The organism is Ruegeria sp. BHSC276, assembly GCF_059612945.1.
On sequence record NZ_JBXWRP010000001.1, the window covers coordinates 86,369 to 101,931 of the forward strand.

12 protein-coding genes are annotated in these 15,563 nt (G+C 62.7%); 3 read left to right on the forward strand and 9 right to left on the reverse strand.

The features are described from left to right. From AC2FMD_RS00465 to AC2FMD_RS00480, 4 genes are read right to left on the reverse strand one after another with little or no spacing between them, the layout of a single operon-like run. On the reverse strand, positions 1 to 1,164 hold the full coding sequence (locus AC2FMD_RS00465; RefSeq protein ID WP_496686073.1) for a M20 aminoacylase family protein: 1,164 nt from the start codon (positions 1,162 to 1,164) through the stop codon (positions 1 to 3). A 26-nt stretch (positions 1,165 to 1,190) separates the two neighbouring features. Then, positions 1,191 to 2,354 (reverse strand): M20 aminoacylase family protein, encoded by a 1,164-nt coding sequence (locus AC2FMD_RS00470; RefSeq protein ID WP_496740911.1) that lies wholly within the window; start codon positions 2,352 to 2,354, stop codon positions 1,191 to 1,193. Between the two features lie 57 nt (positions 2,355 to 2,411). Continuing rightward, positions 2,412 to 3,578 (reverse strand): acetylornithine deacetylase, encoded by a 1,167-nt coding sequence (gene argE, locus AC2FMD_RS00475; protein WP_496794536.1) that lies wholly within the window; start codon positions 3,576 to 3,578, stop codon positions 2,412 to 2,414. A 5-nt stretch (positions 3,579 to 3,583) separates the two neighbouring features. Then, complete coding sequence (locus AC2FMD_RS00480; protein WP_496678903.1) at positions 3,584 to 5,404, reverse strand: ABC transporter ATP-binding protein; 1,821 nt, start codon at positions 5,402 to 5,404, stop codon at positions 3,584 to 3,586. Positions 5,405 to 5,687: 283 nt separating this feature from the next. Between AC2FMD_RS00480 and AC2FMD_RS00485 the strand changes: the two genes are divergently transcribed. From AC2FMD_RS00485 to AC2FMD_RS00495, 3 genes are all read left to right on the forward strand, one after another. Continuing rightward, positions 5,688 to 7,394, forward strand: coding sequence for a peptide ABC transporter substrate-binding protein (locus tag AC2FMD_RS00485; RefSeq protein ID WP_496794537.1), 1,707 nt, complete (start codon positions 5,688 to 5,690; stop codon positions 7,392 to 7,394). A 95-nt stretch (positions 7,395 to 7,489) separates the two neighbouring features. Continuing rightward, a complete protein-coding gene (locus AC2FMD_RS00490; RefSeq protein ID WP_496678900.1) occupies positions 7,490 to 8,497 on the forward strand; it encodes an ABC transporter permease in 1,008 nt (335 codons plus the stop codon). Continuing rightward, on the forward strand, positions 8,490 to 9,461 hold the full coding sequence (locus AC2FMD_RS00495) for an ABC transporter permease (RefSeq protein ID WP_496678899.1): 972 nt from the start codon (positions 8,490 to 8,492) through the stop codon (positions 9,459 to 9,461). Before AC2FMD_RS00490 ends, AC2FMD_RS00495 begins: the two co-directional genes overlap by 8 nt. A gap of 7 nt (positions 9,462 to 9,468) precedes the next feature. Here AC2FMD_RS00495 and AC2FMD_RS00500 read toward each other — a convergent pair whose 3' ends face one another. The 5 genes from AC2FMD_RS00500 to AC2FMD_RS00520 form a co-directional block, all read right to left on the reverse strand. Further along, positions 9,469 to 10,605: an MFS transporter gene (locus AC2FMD_RS00500; protein ID WP_496740913.1), complete on the reverse strand. Its 1,137-nt coding sequence runs from the start codon at positions 10,603 to 10,605 to the stop codon at positions 9,469 to 9,471. Between the two features lie 69 nt (positions 10,606 to 10,674). Continuing rightward, positions 10,675 to 11,952 carry a DUF3422 family protein gene (locus tag AC2FMD_RS00505; protein WP_496712967.1) on the reverse strand — a complete coding sequence of 426 codons (1,278 nt, stop codon included), beginning with the start codon at positions 11,950 to 11,952 and terminating at the stop codon, positions 10,675 to 10,677. Between the two features lie 106 nt (positions 11,953 to 12,058). After that, the gene (locus AC2FMD_RS00510) at positions 12,059 to 12,415 is read right to left on the reverse strand and encodes a VOC family protein (RefSeq protein ID WP_496740915.1); all 357 of its coding nucleotides are present in this window, start codon (positions 12,413 to 12,415) and stop codon (positions 12,059 to 12,061) included. 98 nt (positions 12,416 to 12,513) lie between these two features. Then, on the reverse strand, positions 12,514 to 13,968 hold the full coding sequence (locus tag AC2FMD_RS00515; RefSeq protein WP_496678892.1) for an NAD(P)(+) transhydrogenase (Re/Si-specific) subunit beta: 1,455 nt from the start codon (positions 13,966 to 13,968) through the stop codon (positions 12,514 to 12,516). A gap of 13 nt (positions 13,969 to 13,981) precedes the next feature. After that, positions 13,982 to 15,550, reverse strand: coding sequence for a Re/Si-specific NAD(P)(+) transhydrogenase subunit alpha (locus AC2FMD_RS00520; RefSeq protein ID WP_496741153.1), 1,569 nt, complete (start codon positions 15,548 to 15,550; stop codon positions 13,982 to 13,984). Positions 15,551 to 15,563 lie beyond the last annotated feature (13 nt).

The following is a 15,563-nucleotide window of genomic DNA, read 5'->3' on the forward strand; positions in this document are numbered from 1 at the left end:
TCAGGCTGCGGGCATCCGCTGTTCGACGATCTCGGCCCACCAACTGCACCCGGCAGGGATCGCCTCGTCGTTGAAATTGTATTCCGGGTGGTGAACCATCGCCGTATCGCCATTGCCGACCAGGATATAGGCTCCGGGGCGCTCTTCCAGCATGTAGGCAAAATCCTCGCCGCCCATGACCAACGGTGCGACCTCGCAATCGCCCGAGACCGACTTGGCCACTTGGGCCGCAAAATCGGTCTGTTCGTCACTGTTCACCATGACGGGATAGCCGCGCATGTAGGTCACGTCGGCAGTGCCGCCGAACGTGGCCGCGACGCCCGCGCAGATTTCCTTGATCCGCTTTTCGGCCAGGTCGCGCATTTCGCTGCTCATGGTGCGTACGGTGCCCTTGATCTGCACCTTCTGCGGGATCACGTTGAACGCCTTGGACGAGGTCTCAAACGAGGTGACCGAGACGACGACCTGATCGATCGGATCGGCATTGCGCGACGCGATGGTCTGCAACGCCAGAACGGCCTGCGCCGCCATTACGGTCGTGTCCACCGTCTCGTGCGGCTTGGCTGCGTGCCCGCCCCGCCCCTCGAAAGTGATGTCGAACTGGTCGGTCGCCGCAAAGAAAGCCCCCGGCCGGATCGAAAAGCTGCCGACCGGCTTGCCCGGCCAATTGTGCATCCCGTAAACCTCCTGGATGTTCCAGCGGTCCATCAGGCCGTCCTCGCACATCTCGCGGCCGCCACCTCCGCCCTCTTCGGCGGGCTGGAAGATCACCACCACGGTGCCATCGAAGTTGCGGGTCTCGGCCAGGTATTTCGCCGCGCCGAGCAGCATGGCGGTATGTCCGTCATGGCCGCAGGCATGCATTGCCCCCGGTGTTTTCGAAGCATAGTCGAGGCCCGTCGCCTCGTGGATCGGCAGCGCGTCCATGTCGGCCCGCAGGCCGATCACCCGGCCCTTGGTGTCGGCCTTGCCTTTGATCACGCCGACCACCCCGGTGCGGCCAATCCCCGTGACCACTTCGTCGCAGCCGAATTCCTTCAGCTTTTCCGCCACCACCGCGCTGGTGCGGTGTGTTTCGAACAGGATTTCGGGGTTTTCGTGCAGATCTCGTCGCCATGCGGTGATTTCGTCCTGCAATTCGGCAAATCGGTTCTTGACTGGCATTTTCGTCTTCTCTCTCCTTCAAAGCCTCAGGCCGCCGGCATCCGGCTTTCGACCATTTCGGCAAACCATGAGCATCCAATCGGAATGATTTCGTCATTGAAATCGTATTCAGGGTGATGCAGCCCGGCGCTGTCACCATTGCCCAGAACTATGAACGCACCCGGCCGTTCCTGCAACATGAACGAGAAATCCTCGCCGCCCATTACCATCGGTGCCTCGAGGCAGCTGCCGCCCACGGCGATGGCTGCTGCCTCGGCGTGCTGTGTGGGCACTTCGGCGTTGATCGTCACCGGCACGCCACGGGTATAGGTTACCTGCGCAGTTCCGCCCATCGCGGACGCGACGCTCTGCGTCACCTCGGTCAGGCGGCGCTCGATCAGGTCGCGCATCTCATTGGAATGGGTACGCACCGTGCCACGCACGCGCGCCGATTGCGGGATCACGTTGAACGCGGTCGAAGATGTCTCGACCGAGGTGACTGACAGCACCGCCTGCAGAGTCGGATCGGCGTTGCGCGCCACGATGGTCTGCAGCGCCACCACAAGGTGCGACAGCATGACGGTGGTGTCCACCGTTTCGTGCGGCTTGGCCGCATGCCCGCCGCGCCCTTCCAGATGGATGTCGAACTCGTCCGCCGCCGCCAGCAACGGCCCCGAGCGGATGGCGAATTGCCCCGTGGGCAGGCCCGGCACGTTGTGCATGGCATAGACCTCTTGGATGCCAAAACGGTCCATCAGCCCGTCCCGACACATCGCTTCGGCGCCGTTCCCGCCTTCTTCGGCCGGTTGAAAGATCACCACCGCCGTGCCGTCAAAATTGCGCGTCTCGGCCAGATATTTCGCGGCCCCTAGAACCATTGCCGTATGTCCGTCATGGCCGCAGGCATGCATAGCCCCCGGTGTTTGCGAGGCATAGTCGAGCCCGGTCTGCTCCTGCATGGGCAGCGCGTCCATGTCGGCCCGCAGGCCGATCACCCGGCCCTTGGTGTCGACCTTGCCTTTGATCACGCCGACCACGCCGGTGCGGCCAATCCCCGTCACCACCTCGTCGCAGCCGAATTCCTGCAGCTTTTCCGCAACCAGCGCGCTGGTGCGGTGGGTGTCGTACAAGATCTCGGGGTTCTGGTGAATGTCACGCCGCCACGCGGTGATTTCGGGATGCAATTCGGCAAAACGGTTTCTGACGGGCATGCACGTTTCCTCCACTACCAACATCCAAGCCTAAAGCCTTGGGCTGGGACAAAAAAATCAGGCGGCCAGTTTCTGAACCAACCGCTGCATGAATTGGTGCCCGGCATTGAACTGGGCAACGGTTATGAATTCGTCGGGCTTGTGCGCCTGGGCGATGTCGCCCGGCCCGCAGATCACGGCCGAATAGCCGGCCTCCTGGAACTGCCCCGCCTCGGTGCCATAGCTGACGACATGGGTCGCGTTGTCGCCGGTCAGCGAGCGGACCAGAGCCTCGGCCTCGCCCTCGGGTTCGGGGACCAGCGCGGGAACAGCAAAGCTGGGCGTCACGTCGATCCGCGTCTCGGGGCGGACCTGCTGCATCCGCGCCTCGACCGCGCGCACCTGCGCAAGATAGGCGTCGCGCCATGCGGCGGCACTTTCGCCGGGCACCACGCGGAAATCCATCATGAACCAGCAATCCTTGGCCGTGATGTTATGCGCCGTCCCACCCCGGATCATGCCCACATGGCAGGTCGTCCAAGGTGGGTCGAACACCGCCGCCAGCGCGCCGGGTTGCGCAGCCATGTTCTTTGCATTCTGCTGATTGGCCCAGTCGATCAAGGGGGCCGCCTGCATGATGGCATTCACCCCTTCGTGCAGGCGCGAACTGTGGACCTCGTAGCCCACCACATGCGTGTCATAGCCATAGCTGCCTTTGTGCCCGGTCACCGCCTGCATCATCGACGGTTCCCCCACGATCACCGCCGAGCCCTTGGGTAGAACCTTCTGCATCGCCGCGATCATCGGCGGAGCGCCGGTACAGCCGACCTCTTCGTCAAAGCTCAACGCCAGTTGCAGCGGGCGAGCCACGCCCGCGTGATGCGCCTCGACCAATGCCCAGATCGCCAGCGCGTCGAACCCTTTCATGTCGCAGGTGCCGCGCCCGAAATACTTGCCTTCGCGCTCGGTGACCGTGAAGGGATCGCTGTCCCAGGCCTGCCCGTCCACCGGCACCACGTCGGTATGACCTGACAGAACGACGGCACCCTCGTCCCAAGGCCCGACATGGGCAAACAGAGCCGCCTTGTGCGGCTGGTCGGGATCGGGCCAGCGGTGGGCTTCGATGCCATGACTTGCCAGATAGTCCCCGACCCAGTCGATCAGAGGCAGGTTGCTGTCGCGGCTGACCGTCGGGAACGCAATCAGCCGCGTCATGATCTCGAGCGGTGTCAGGCGCCGCGCCATCGGGATCAATACCCGCTGTCGGTGGTCAGAATGAAATGCCCCGGCTCGACCTCACGGTATTCAGACGGCGCGGGCTGATAGTCGATCGGATGAATGGGCGACGGGATCGGTTTGAAATTCAGGTCTTTTTCCGATTTTCGCTGGTTCGGGTCCGCGATCGGCACCGCCTTCATCAGCGCCTGGGTATAGGGATGCTGAGGGTTCTCGAACACCCGCGCCCGCGGGCCCAGTTCGACGATCCGGCCCAGATACATCACCCCGACATGGTGGCTGACGCGTTCAACCACGGCCATGTCGTGGCTGATGAACAGATAGCTGAGCCCCAGTTCGGACTGCAGTTCCATCATCAAGTTCAGCACCTGCGCCTGCACCGATACGTCTAGTGCAGAAACGGCCTCGTCGGCGATGATCAGCTTGGGGTTCAGCGCAAGGGCGCGCGCGATGGCGATACGCTGGCGCTGGCCGCCCGACATCTCGTGCGGGTACCGGCGCATGAAGCTGCGCGGCAGGTGCACCTTGTCGAACAGCTGCGCCACACGGTCCTGCAATTCCGACCCCGAGGCCACGCCATAATTGCGCATCGGCTCGGCGACCTGATCGACCAGCTGCATCTGCGGGTTCAACGAGGCGAACGGGTCCTGAAAGATCATCTGCATGTCCAGTCGGGCCTTGCGCAGGCCCTTCTGGTCCAGTTTCATGATGTCGACGCCATCGAGGTCCACCTCGCCCGACAGCGGCTCGACCAACCGCAGAATCGACCGCCCCGCCGAGGACTTTCCGCAGCCGGATTCACCGACCAGACTCAGCGTCTGACCTCGATTCAGAGTGAACGATACATCCTCGACCGCGTGCACGTTCGAGATCGTGCGGCGCAGCAGCCCGCCCTTGACGGGGAAGCGCGTGGTCAGGTTGCGGACCGTCAGCAGCACGTCCTCGGTTCCGGGAATCGGAGCGATGTTCTGGCCCTCGACTCCCAGCAGCTTCATCGGTTCGGGCGCGGATTTGCCGCGCATCTCGCCCAGCTTGGGCACCGCGGCCAGCAAGGCCTTGGTGTAGTCGTGTCGGGGGTTTTCGAAAATCTCGGTGACGGTGCCCTCTTCGACCTTGTTGCCGCGATACATGACCACGACGCGGTCGGCCATCTGGGCGACCACGGCCATGTCATGGGTGATGAACATGACCGCCGTGCCGGTTTCGCGCTTGAGCCGGTCCATCAGGGCCAAGATCTCGGCCTGGATCGTCACGTCCAGTGCCGTCGTCGGCTCGTCGGCGATCAGCAGGCGCGGCTCGCAGGCCATCGCCATGGCGATCACCACCCGCTGTCGCATCCCGCCTGACAATTCGTGCGGGTACTGTTTGAGGCGCCGCTCGGGCTCGGGGATGCGGACCTGCTTGAGTAGCTCCAGCGCGCGCGCCTCGGCCTGTGCCTTGGACATGTTTTTGTGGATCCGCAGGCCCTCGGTCAGCTGTCGGCCCACGGTGAAGACCGGGTTCAAAGCGGTCATCGGTTCCTGGAAGATCATCCCGATCTCGTTGCCGCGAATCTGCTTCATCAGGTCCTGATCGGACTTGGCCAGATCCAGCTTGCGCCCGTCGCGTCGGTCGAACAGCAGTTCGCCCCCCGCGATCTTGCCGCCGCCGAATTCCACCAGCCGCATCAGCGACAGCGACGACACCGATTTGCCCGACCCCGATTCGCCCACGATGCAGACGGTTTCGCCCGGATGGACCTCGAACGAGACATCCTCGACCCCGACGACCGGTCCATCCTTGGTCTGAAACTCGACGCGAAGTTTTCTGATATCGGCAATAGGCTGGTCCAGCACGCGCGCGCTCTCCTTGAGGGCTTGTTCGATTTGAGTGCCAAACGCTAAGGCGGCGAAGTGGGAAAAGTCAAACCCATTGCCCGATTTCGCTGCGGCAAGGCTTGCAATTTTCCAAAACTCTGTTTCGATACCCCGCGTAACCGCGCCGGAAAACCTGTGCAGGCCGCAATAAGCGAAACCTTTTTTCTTTTCGTTACAGCAGCTTGCCCCACGCGCGGCAACGCCAAGTCCGCAGGCCTTGCGGAATAATCGAGACACGAATGTGTCCAACATGGAGTGTATGATGAAAATCAAAGCCCTTTTGCTCGGTGCGATTGCAAGCACGGCGATGGCCCCGATGGCCATGGCCGAGCGCGGATCGGACGGCAATGTCAGCATCATCTATTGGCAGGCGCCCTCGATCCTGAACCCGTTCCTGTCGGGTGGCACCAAGGATGTCGAGGCGGCCTCGCTGGTGATCGAACCGCTGGCCCGCTATGACCAGGACGGCAACATGGTGCCCTACCTGGCGGCCGAAATCCCCACAGTCGAAAACGGCGGTGTCAGCGAGGATCTGACCTCGATCACCTGGAAGATCGCGCCCGGCATCACCTGGTCGGACGGCTCGCCCTTCACCGCGGCGGACGTCAAGTTCACCGCCGACTACTGCATGGACCCGGAGGGCGGATGTGCGCAGGTGACCAAGTTCGAAGGCGTCACCAGCGTCGAGGCGCTCGACGATCTGACCGTCAAGGTCACCTTCGACAAGCCGACCCCCTTCCCCTATGGCCCGTTCGTTGGCGGGGAAAGCCCGATCATCCAGAAGGCCCAGTTCGAAAACTGCATGGGCGCCAAGGCGCCGGAATGCACCGAACAGAACTTCAATCCGATCGGCACCGGCCCGTTTGTCGTCACCGAGTTCAAGCCGAACGACGTGATCACCTTCAAAGCCAACGACAACTATCGTGATCCGAACAAGCCTGCCTTTGCGACAGTGACGTTCAAGGGCGGCGGCGATGCAACCGCGGCCGGACGCGCCGTGATGGAAACCGGTGAGTTCGACTATGCCTGGAACCTGCAGCTGGCGCCCGAAGTGATCGCGCAAATGCAAGAAGGCGGCAAGGGCACTCCGGTGGCAGGCTTTGGCCCGCTGGTCGAGCGCATCATGCTGAACCAGACCAACCCGTCCCCCGAACTGCCGGAAGGCGAACGTTCGACGGCCAAGCACCCGCACCCGTTCCTGACCGACCCGGCAGTGTACAACGCCATGTCTCTGGCAATCGATCGTCCGCTGCTGGTTGAGATCGGTTATGGCCAGGCAGGCAAAGTTACCTGCAACTGGGTGCCGGCTCCGGCCGCGTTCAACTCGACCACCATGACCTGCGACATGCAGGACATCGAAGGCGCGAAGAAGCTGCTGGATGATGCCGGGATCGTCGATACCAACGGCGACGGCATCCGCGAAAAAGACGGTGTTCCGCTGAAAGTTGTATACCAGACCTCGACCAACGCCGTCCGTCAGGACTTCCAGGCGCTGATCAAGGAATGGTGGAGCCAGATCGGCATCGAAACCGAACTGCGCAACATCAACGCCTCGGTCTTCTTCGGTGGTGATCCGGGCTCGCCCGACACGTTCCAGAAGTTCTATGCCGACGTTGAAATGTACGCCAACACCTTCAACGGCACAGATCCGCAGTCGTATCTGGGCAACATGCTGTGCGACAAGGCTCCGCGTCCGGACACTCAGTGGCAGGGCGAGAACATCTCGCGCTGGTGCGACCCGGAATATGACGCGCTGCATGCCCAGCTGGCCCAGACCGCCGGCCTGGAAGCCCGCGCCGAGATCGCGAAAAAGCTGAACGACATGGCCGTAATGGGCGGCGCGATGATCCCGCTGGTGCACCGTGGCCGCCTGTCGGCACATTCGAACACGCTGGGTGGCGTCGTTCTGAACGTGTGGGACAGCGAGCTGTGGAACATCGCTGACTGGTACCGCAAGACCGGTTCCTAAGCGTCAGGCTTGCACTGCCGCGCCCCGGTGTCTATCGGGGCGCGGTTACCTGCATACACCCCAACGAAAAGACGCATGCACAAAGGCGCCTTTGAATGCTCAACTTCACCATTCGACGACTGATCCTGGCCGTTCCGACGCTGTTGTTCATCAGTCTCGTCATTTTCCTGCTGCTCGAACTCGCCCCCGGCGACCCGATGGCGCAGGTTCCGCTGACCGTTCCGCCCGAAGTCAAAGAGAAGATGCGCGAGGCGCTTGGCCTCGGCCAGCCGATGCATGTCCGGTTCTGGAAATGGATCGTGCAGTTCTTCTGGATTGAACCGCAGGTTCTGGTCGATCACATTTTTGGCACTACCTTTTCCGAAGGTGACCTGCGGGTGATTTCGTGGCAGACCCGCTCGCCCGTCATGGACATCGTCGTTCAGCGCATCCCGCAGACCCTGTGGGTTGTCGGCACCGCCTATGTGGTCGCCATCCTGATCGCGCTGCCCATCGGCATCTATTCGGCCTATCGCCAGTATTCATGGTTCGACCAGATGGGCACCTTCGTGTCGATGGTCGGCTTCTCGGTCCCGCCGTTCTTCTCGGGGGTGCTGGTAATCGTGATCTTTTCGGTCCAGCTGGGCTGGTTCCCGTCGATCTATGACACGACGCATGTGGTCAATGACTGGGACAGCTTCGTCGTTCAGCTGAAACAGATGATCATGCCGGTGATGGTGCTGGCGCTGCAGATCACCGCGCAGCTCAGCCGGTTCATGCGCGCCTCGATGCTGGACAACTTGAACCAGGACTACGTCCGTACCGCCCGCGCCAAGGGCCTGAGCGAGTACACCGTCGTCATGGTGCATGTCCTGCGCAACTCGATGATCCCGGTGGTCACCGTGATCGCCCTGGGGATTCCGTCGATCTTCGGCGGCGCCATCATTACCGAGCAGGTATTCAAGGTGAACGGCATCGGACAGCTGCTGATCGGCGCCATCCAGGCCAACGACCTGCCGATGGTGCAGACCCTGACCTTCATCTTTGCCGTGCTGATCGTCCTGTTCAACCTGATCGCCGACGTTCTCTATGGCATTCTGGACCCGAGGATCCGCTATGACTGACAAGGATCGCTTTGTCCCCGACGAAGGGCTTGCGCCCGCTTCGACCGCTCTGCCCGCCGCGGACGTGGTCGAGGAATTCACCGCCCCGCCCCGCAGCCAGTGGCGCGATGTGTGGGACCAGTTCAAGACCCACAAGGGCGCCATGATCGGCGCGATGCTGTTCATCTTTATCGTCGCGGCCGTCTATCTTGGCCCGTTCCTGTGGACCATCGACCCAACCCAGATCGATATCCGTGCCCGCAACCAGGGGCCCAGCTGGGCCCATCCGTTCGGTACCGATCAGCTGGGCCGGGACATCTTGGCCCGGATGATGTCGGGGGGGCAGACCTCGGTCTCGGTCGGCATCACCGCGATGCTGCTGGCGCTGTTTCTTGGGTCGTTCATCGGCGTGGTCGCCGGGTTCTTCAAACGGTTGGACGGGCCGCTGATGCGCCTGACCGACCTGTTCCTGGCCCTGCCGCTGCTGCCGCTGCTGCTGGTGATGATGTTGCTGTTCCGCGAGCCTCTGTCCGCTGCGTTCGGGCTCGAGCGTGGGATCTTCATCCTGATCGTCTGCGCCATCGGCATCACCTCGTGGATGCCTACGGCGCGGATCGTGCGCGGCGACGTGCTGGCCATCAAGGAACGCGAATTCGTTCTGGCCGCCCGCTCGATCGGCACCAGCAACACGCAAATCATCACCCGGCACATCCTGCCGAACGTACTGTCTCCGATCATGGTGTCGGCCACGCTGGGCATCGCCACGGCGATCATCACCGAAAGCGCGCTGTCCTTCCTGGGGCTGGGCTTCCCGCCTGATTTCCCCACCTGGGGCCGGCTGCTGTTCGATGGTGTTGATTATCTGCAGCAATACCCCGAGCGTGTGTTCTGGCCCGGCCTGGCGATCTCGCTGACCGTTCTCAGCGTGAACTATCTGGGCGACGGCCTGCGCGATGCGCTCGATCCGCGGATCCGCGGACGCTGAACAAAAGTCAGTCGGCGCGCCTAAGCGCGCCGGCCAACACAACGATCACAACTGCCAGCGGCAGCAGGACGCCAAAGGCCAGCCGCAGTGACACGAACCCCGCCAGAAGCCCGATCAGCGGCGGACCGATCAGAAGACCTCCGTACCCCAAAGTGGCGACACTGGCGATGGCCTGCCCCGGCGGGACATGCGGGTCGTTCGCGGCTCGGCTGAAGGCCAGCGGCATGATCACCGCATAGCCCACGCCCATCATCGCGAATCCAGCCAGCGCCCCGACCGCCCCCCCGGCCGATACCACCAGGAACACGCCCAAGGCCGCGCAGGCTCCGCTGACCCGGGCCACCGGCACCGGGCCGAACCGGGCTATCACGAGCCCACCCAGGAGCCGAGCTGCAACCATGGACACCGAAAAGACGGCATAGCCCAATGCCGCAACGCTTTCAGCCACACCCGTGACATCCCGCAGAAAGATGGCGCTCCAATCGGCCACCGCGCCCTCGCCCAACGCGCCGCACATCGCGGTCAGCCCGACCAGAACCAGAACTCCGCTGGGCAAGGCAAAGATGGCGTTGCCGTCGGACTGCACCCGCCGCGACGTCCATCGGACCCAAGACAGGGCAAGCGCCAGCGCCACGGTTGCCCCGCCGGCCAGCAAGAAATGTGGCAACACGTCAAGCTGCAGCTGAACCGCGCCGTAGCCGCTGAGCGCTCCCAACCCGGCGCCGAGGCTCCACATCGCGTGGAACGAGGACATCACCGGTTTGGCGTAGGCCTGCTCGACCTCGGCGGCCCAGGCGTTCATGCCCACATCCATCGAGCCGTGGAAGGCCCCGAAGATGAACAGGAACGCAGCCAGCATGGCGAAGCTGTCGGCGGCCGCAAGAAGGATCAGTGATGCTGTGTACAAAACCGCGATCACCCGCGTCACTGTCACCGCTCCGAACCTGTCGGTCAGGCGTCCGGTGACTGGAAAGGAACACACCGCCCCAGCCGCCATGAACAGCAAGCCATAGCCCAGCTCTTCGTGGCTCAGCCCCAAACGGTCACGGACGGCCGGAATGCGCGAGGCCCAGATGCCGAACAGGGCGCCGTTCAGGATGAACATGGCGGCCACGGCCCGCCAGGCTGAAACCAATCCGGTCATTTGCCCTGCCCCACCTGTGAATTGCCTGCCTTGCAGCAATACAGGCGCCGTGCGGGTTGGCAAGCCGCCCTATTCCAGCTTGCGGCGGATGCGGCGCACGGCCAACCAGACAAGCGCCACAACAGGCAGCGTCACGCCTGCGGTCAACATCCCTTTGCTGATCCCCGCCTTGGTCAACGGATACAGCAGGTAACTGACCAGTGACACGGCATAATAGCTGATGGCCACCACTGAAAGACCCTCGACCGTGTGCTGCAGACGCAGGGCCAGATCCGCCCGGCGGTCCATGCTCTCCAACAAAGCCTGGTTCTGCGCGCTGCGCTCGACATCGACGCGCGTTCGCAGCAGGTCACCGGCGCGAATGGCCCGGTCCGAAAGCGCCTGCAGTCGCCGTTCGGTCGCCTTTACCGTGCGCATGGCCGGGTCATAGCGGCGCATCATGAAATCGGCGAATGTCTGACGCCCGTGAAAGCGATCCTCGCGCAGCGCCTCGATTCTCTGGTGCACGATGGCCTCATAGGCCCCCGTCGCGGCAAAGCGAAAAGCCGAACGCGCCGACAGCGTCTCGAGCTCGGTCGACGTGGCCAGCAATTGCGGCAACAGATCGTCAGGATGGGTCTTGTCCTTGGTCATCTCGCCCATCAGCTGGGTCAGTTGCCGGTCCAACTCTCCGATCTGGGGCATCAGGGCCTTGACCCGGGCAAAGCCCAACATGGACATCGCCTTGTAGGTCTCGATCTCGCACAGGCGTTGGATGATCCGGCCGGTGCGCCTACGCCCGGTGCCCTCGGACACGAACAGGGCAAACCGCATGTGTCCCGCCGGGTCGATGCGAAAATCGCTGGCGCAGATCGCCGAGTCGTCCAGCACCTGTGACACAGCCAAGCTTTCGGGTTCGAACCAGTCCGCCAGCGCGGCTTGCGTGGCCCCGTCATCCGGGCGCGGCACCACCCGCAGCATGATCGAGGTCACACGCTGCCCCGGACTGGCCATCAGCCAGTCGGGGGGGAATACCTCGAAATCGGCGGGGTTGAAGGCGCGCTCGCTGACATTCTGAGTGATGGCCGTGTAGGTCACGAATTCCGTGTGATGTTCCCACTTCAACCAATGTCGCCCGATCTGGCCGGCATAGTGGGTGGCATCGGGTTGCGGATGCTGCGCCCCGTGGCGGTCCAACAGGTCGATCAGGTGGGCCATATCTTCGGCTCGGTCGCGCGCCACCGCGGCGACCGGTTTTTTGATCGCAAGGAAGACAACCGTGCACGGGGCCTGCGCAACGGGGAACGGCCGCGCGTGCAATTCATTGGCCAACGTATAGCGCAGCGGATGATCCTCGATTGGCGTCATGAACGGCTCCTTGTATTCCGGGCACTATACGACACCGGCTGATTTCATCAATTCTCTTTTTATTTCATGTACTTACATGGATACCGCGGTATACAAGCCAGCTATCTCATTGATTTGGCTGCCAGAGCTCGATCGGATTGCCCTCGGGGTCGTTCAAGCGGGCGAATGTTCCGATCTCGCTGTTCCATTCGTCTCGGGTCTCCACCGCGATTCCAGCCGCGCGCAGTTGGTCGACCATGGCCGCCAGATCGTCGACGCGGAAATTGATCATCCATTGTTGCGCCGCATCACCGAAATAGTCCGTATCTTCCGAGAAAGGGGCAAAAACGGTGTAGCCTTCGTGCTGCTTCCACGGGACAGGGTCATAGCGGTTGACGCCCAGATGGGCCTCGTACCATTGCGACAGAGCCTTCGGATCGCGGGCGCGAAAGAACACGCCGCCAATGCCGTTTACCTTCTGCATGGAACACCTCGTGCCGTTGGGGGTTGCTGTGGCATCATACCCTGAAACGGAAAAAGGCGCCCGCGAGGGGCGCCTTTTCCAAGGATATGGGCCGCGGATCAGTCGATCATTGGCAGCAGCTTGTCCAGCGACTGCTTGGCGTCGCCATAGAACATGCGGGTGTTTTCCTTGTAGAACAGCGGGTTTTCGATACCCGAATACCCGGTGCCCTGCCCGCGTTTCGAGACGATCACCTGCTTGGCCTTCCACACTTCGAGCACCGGCATCCCCGCGATGGGCGAGTTCGGGTCTTCCTGCGCGGCCGGGTTCACGATGTCGTTCGAGCCGATGACAATGACAGCGTCCGTGTCCGGGAAATCATCGTTGATCTCATCCATCTCCAGCACGATGTCATAGGGTACCTTGGCCTCGGCCAGCAGCACGTTCATGTGGCCCGGCAGGCGGCCCGCAACGGGGTGGATGGCAAAGCGCACGTTCTTGCCTTTGGCGCGCAGCTTGCGCACCAGTTCACTGACCGACTGCTGCGCCTGTGCCACGGCCATGCCATACCCCGGCACGATGATGATGCTGTCGGCATCGTTCAGTGCTGCGGCGACACCTTCGGCGTCGATGGCCACCTGTTCGCCTTCCACGGCCATCTGTTCGCCCTGCGGGCCGCCGAAGCCGCCCAGGATCACGCTGACAAAATGGCGGTTCATCGCCTTGCACATGATGTAGGACAGGATCGCACCCGACGAGCCAACCAGCGCGCCGACCACGATCAGCAGGTCGTTCCCCAGCGAGAAACCGATAGCCGCCGCAGCCCAGCCCGAATAGCTGTTCAGCATCGACACTACCACCGGCATGTCGGCACCGCCGATGCCCATGATCAGGTGATAACCGATGAACAGCGCCGCCAGCGTCATCAGGAACAGCGGGAAGAAGCCACCCGAAGCGGTGTACCAGATCAGACAGATCAGCGAGAGGCCGGCCGCCGCCGCGTTCAGCGCATGCCCGCCCGGCAGCTTGGTTGCCGCCGAGGTGACCTTGCCGGCCAGCTTTCCATAGGCCACGACCGAACCGGTAAAGGTGATCGCACCGATGAAGATGCCCAGGAACAGCTCGACATGCAGAATGGCCAGCTCGGCCGGGGTTTTCTTGGCGATCAGTTTCGCGAAGGCCCCCAGATCCGACAGGTCGGCATCCTTGGCCGCGTCAACGATCGCAAAGACTTCGGCGACGTTCTTGATCTCGAAATGGGCATTGTAGCCGACGAATACGGCCGCCAGACCCACCAGCGAGTGCATGGCGGCCACAAGCTGCGGCATCTCGGTCATCTGGACGCGCTGCGCCACGTATTGACCGATCAGGCCGCCGCCGATGATCAGCAGGAGCGACAGTGGCCACAGGCCCGATCCGGGGCCGACCAGCGTGGCGAACACCGCCAGCGCCATGCCGACGATGCCGTACCAGACCGCGCGTTTGGCGCTTTCCTGGTTCGACAGACCGCCGAGCGAAAGGATGAACAGAACAGCCGCAACGACATAGGCGGCGGTGGTGAAGCCAAATTCCATGTGCCCGGCCTCCTTAAGATTTCTGGAACATGGCGAGCATGCGCCGGGTTACGAGGAAACCGCCGAAGATGTTGATCCCGGCCATGAAAATTGACAGCGCCGCCAGCAGAATGACGAGGAAAGACCCCGACCCGATCTGCATCAACGCTCCCACGATGATGATCGAGGAAATCGCGTTGGTGATCGCCATCAACGGCGTGTGCAGGCTGTGGCTGACGTTCCAGATTACCTGGAAGCCTACGAAGACCGACAACACGAAAACGATGAAGTGCTGCATGAAGCTGGCCGGAGCCACCAGCCCCACCAACAGCATCAGCGCACCGCCCACGCCCAGCAGCGTCACCTGCTGTTTCGTCTGCGCCTTGAAGGCCGCGATCTCTTGCGCGCGCTTTTCTTCGGGCGTCAGTTCCTTGACCTCGGCCTTGGGTTTGGCCGCGATGGCCTGCACCTTGGGCGGTGGCGGCGGGAAAGTGATCTGCCCTTCGTGGGTCACGGTCGCTCCGCGGATCACGTCGTCTTCCATGTCGTGAACGATCTGCCCGTCCTTGTTGGGCGTCAGATCGGTCATCATGTGCCGGATGTTGGTGGCGTACAGCATCGAGGCCTGCGTCGCCATGCGGCTGGGGAAGTCGGTATAGCCGATGATGGTGACGCCATTGTCGGTGACGATCTTTTCGTCCGGAACGGTCAGCTTGCAGTTGCCGCCCTTTTCGGCCGCGAGGTCCACGATGACCGAGCCGCGTTTCATCGACTGAACCATGTCCTCGGTCCACAGCTCGGGCGCCTCGCGGTTGGGGATCAGCGCCGTGGTGATGACGATGTCCATTTCGGGCGCCATCTCGCGGAACTTGGCCAGCTGCGCCTCGCGGAACTCGGGGCTGGAAGGCTTGGCATAGCCGCCGGTTTCCGCGCCGTCCTGATCGTCCTGGAAATCCAGATAGACGAACTCGGCGCCCATGGATTCGACCTGTTCGGCCACTTCGGGGCGCACGTCGAACGCATAGACCACAGCACCCAGGCTGACGGCCGTGCCGATCGCGGCCAGACCGGCCACGCCGGCGCCCACGACCAGAACCTTGGCCGGCGGCACCTTGCCCGCGGCGGTGACCTGACCGGTGAAGAACCGGCCGAAATTGTTGCCCGCCTCGATCACGGCGCGATAGCCGGCGATGTTGGCCATCGACGACAGCGCATCCATCTTCTGCGCGCGGCTGATGCGGGGCACCATCTCCATCGCGATGACGTTGGCGCCCTTTTCCTTGGCCAGTTCCATCCCTTCTTCGTTCCCGGCCGGGTTGAAGAACGAGATCAGCGTCTTGCCCTTGGTCAGACGCTTGAGTTCGGTTTCGGTGGGCACGCGCACCTTGGCGATGATGTCGGCCGTTTTCCACAAAGAAGCGGCGGTCTTGACGATTTCGACCCCGACGGCCTCGTAAGCCTCGTCCGAGAACCCGGCGGCCGCACCGGCCCCTTTCTCGATCGCGCAGTCATAGCCCAGTTTCTGCAACTGAACGGCCGACTCCGGAGTCATCGCGACCCGGTTCTCGCCCTTTAGTATTTCCTTTGGCGTGCCTATTTTCACCGGCATGTCCCCC

Coding starts and splice junctions, on each gene's coding strand:
- AC2FMD_RS00465 (WP_496686073.1), bottom strand. CDS start 1,164: ATGCCAGTCAAGAACCGATTTGCCGAATTGCAGGACGAAATCACCGCA.
- AC2FMD_RS00470 (WP_496740911.1), bottom strand. CDS start 2,354: ATGCCCGTCAGAAACCGTTTTGCCGAATTGCATCCCGAAATCACCGCG.
- argE (WP_496794536.1), bottom strand. CDS start 3,578: ATGGCGCGGCGCCTGACACCGCTCGAGATCATGACGCGGCTGATTGCG.
- AC2FMD_RS00485 (WP_496794537.1), top strand. CDS start 5,688: ATGAAAATCAAAGCCCTTTTGCTCGGTGCGATTGCAAGCACGGCGATG.
- AC2FMD_RS00490 (WP_496678900.1), top strand. CDS start 7,490: ATGCTCAACTTCACCATTCGACGACTGATCCTGGCCGTTCCGACGCTG.
- AC2FMD_RS00495 (WP_496678899.1), top strand. CDS start 8,490: ATGACTGACAAGGATCGCTTTGTCCCCGACGAAGGGCTTGCGCCCGCT.
- AC2FMD_RS00500 (WP_496740913.1), bottom strand. CDS start 10,605: ATGACCGGATTGGTTTCAGCCTGGCGGGCCGTGGCCGCCATGTTCATC.
- AC2FMD_RS00505 (WP_496712967.1), bottom strand. CDS start 11,952: ATGACGCCAATCGAGGATCATCCGCTGCGCTATACGTTGGCCAATGAA.
- AC2FMD_RS00510 (WP_496740915.1), bottom strand. CDS start 12,415: ATGCAGAAGGTAAACGGCATTGGCGGCGTGTTCTTTCGCGCCCGCGAT.
- AC2FMD_RS00515 (WP_496678892.1), bottom strand. CDS start 13,968: ATGGAATTTGGCTTCACCACCGCCGCCTATGTCGTTGCGGCTGTTCTG.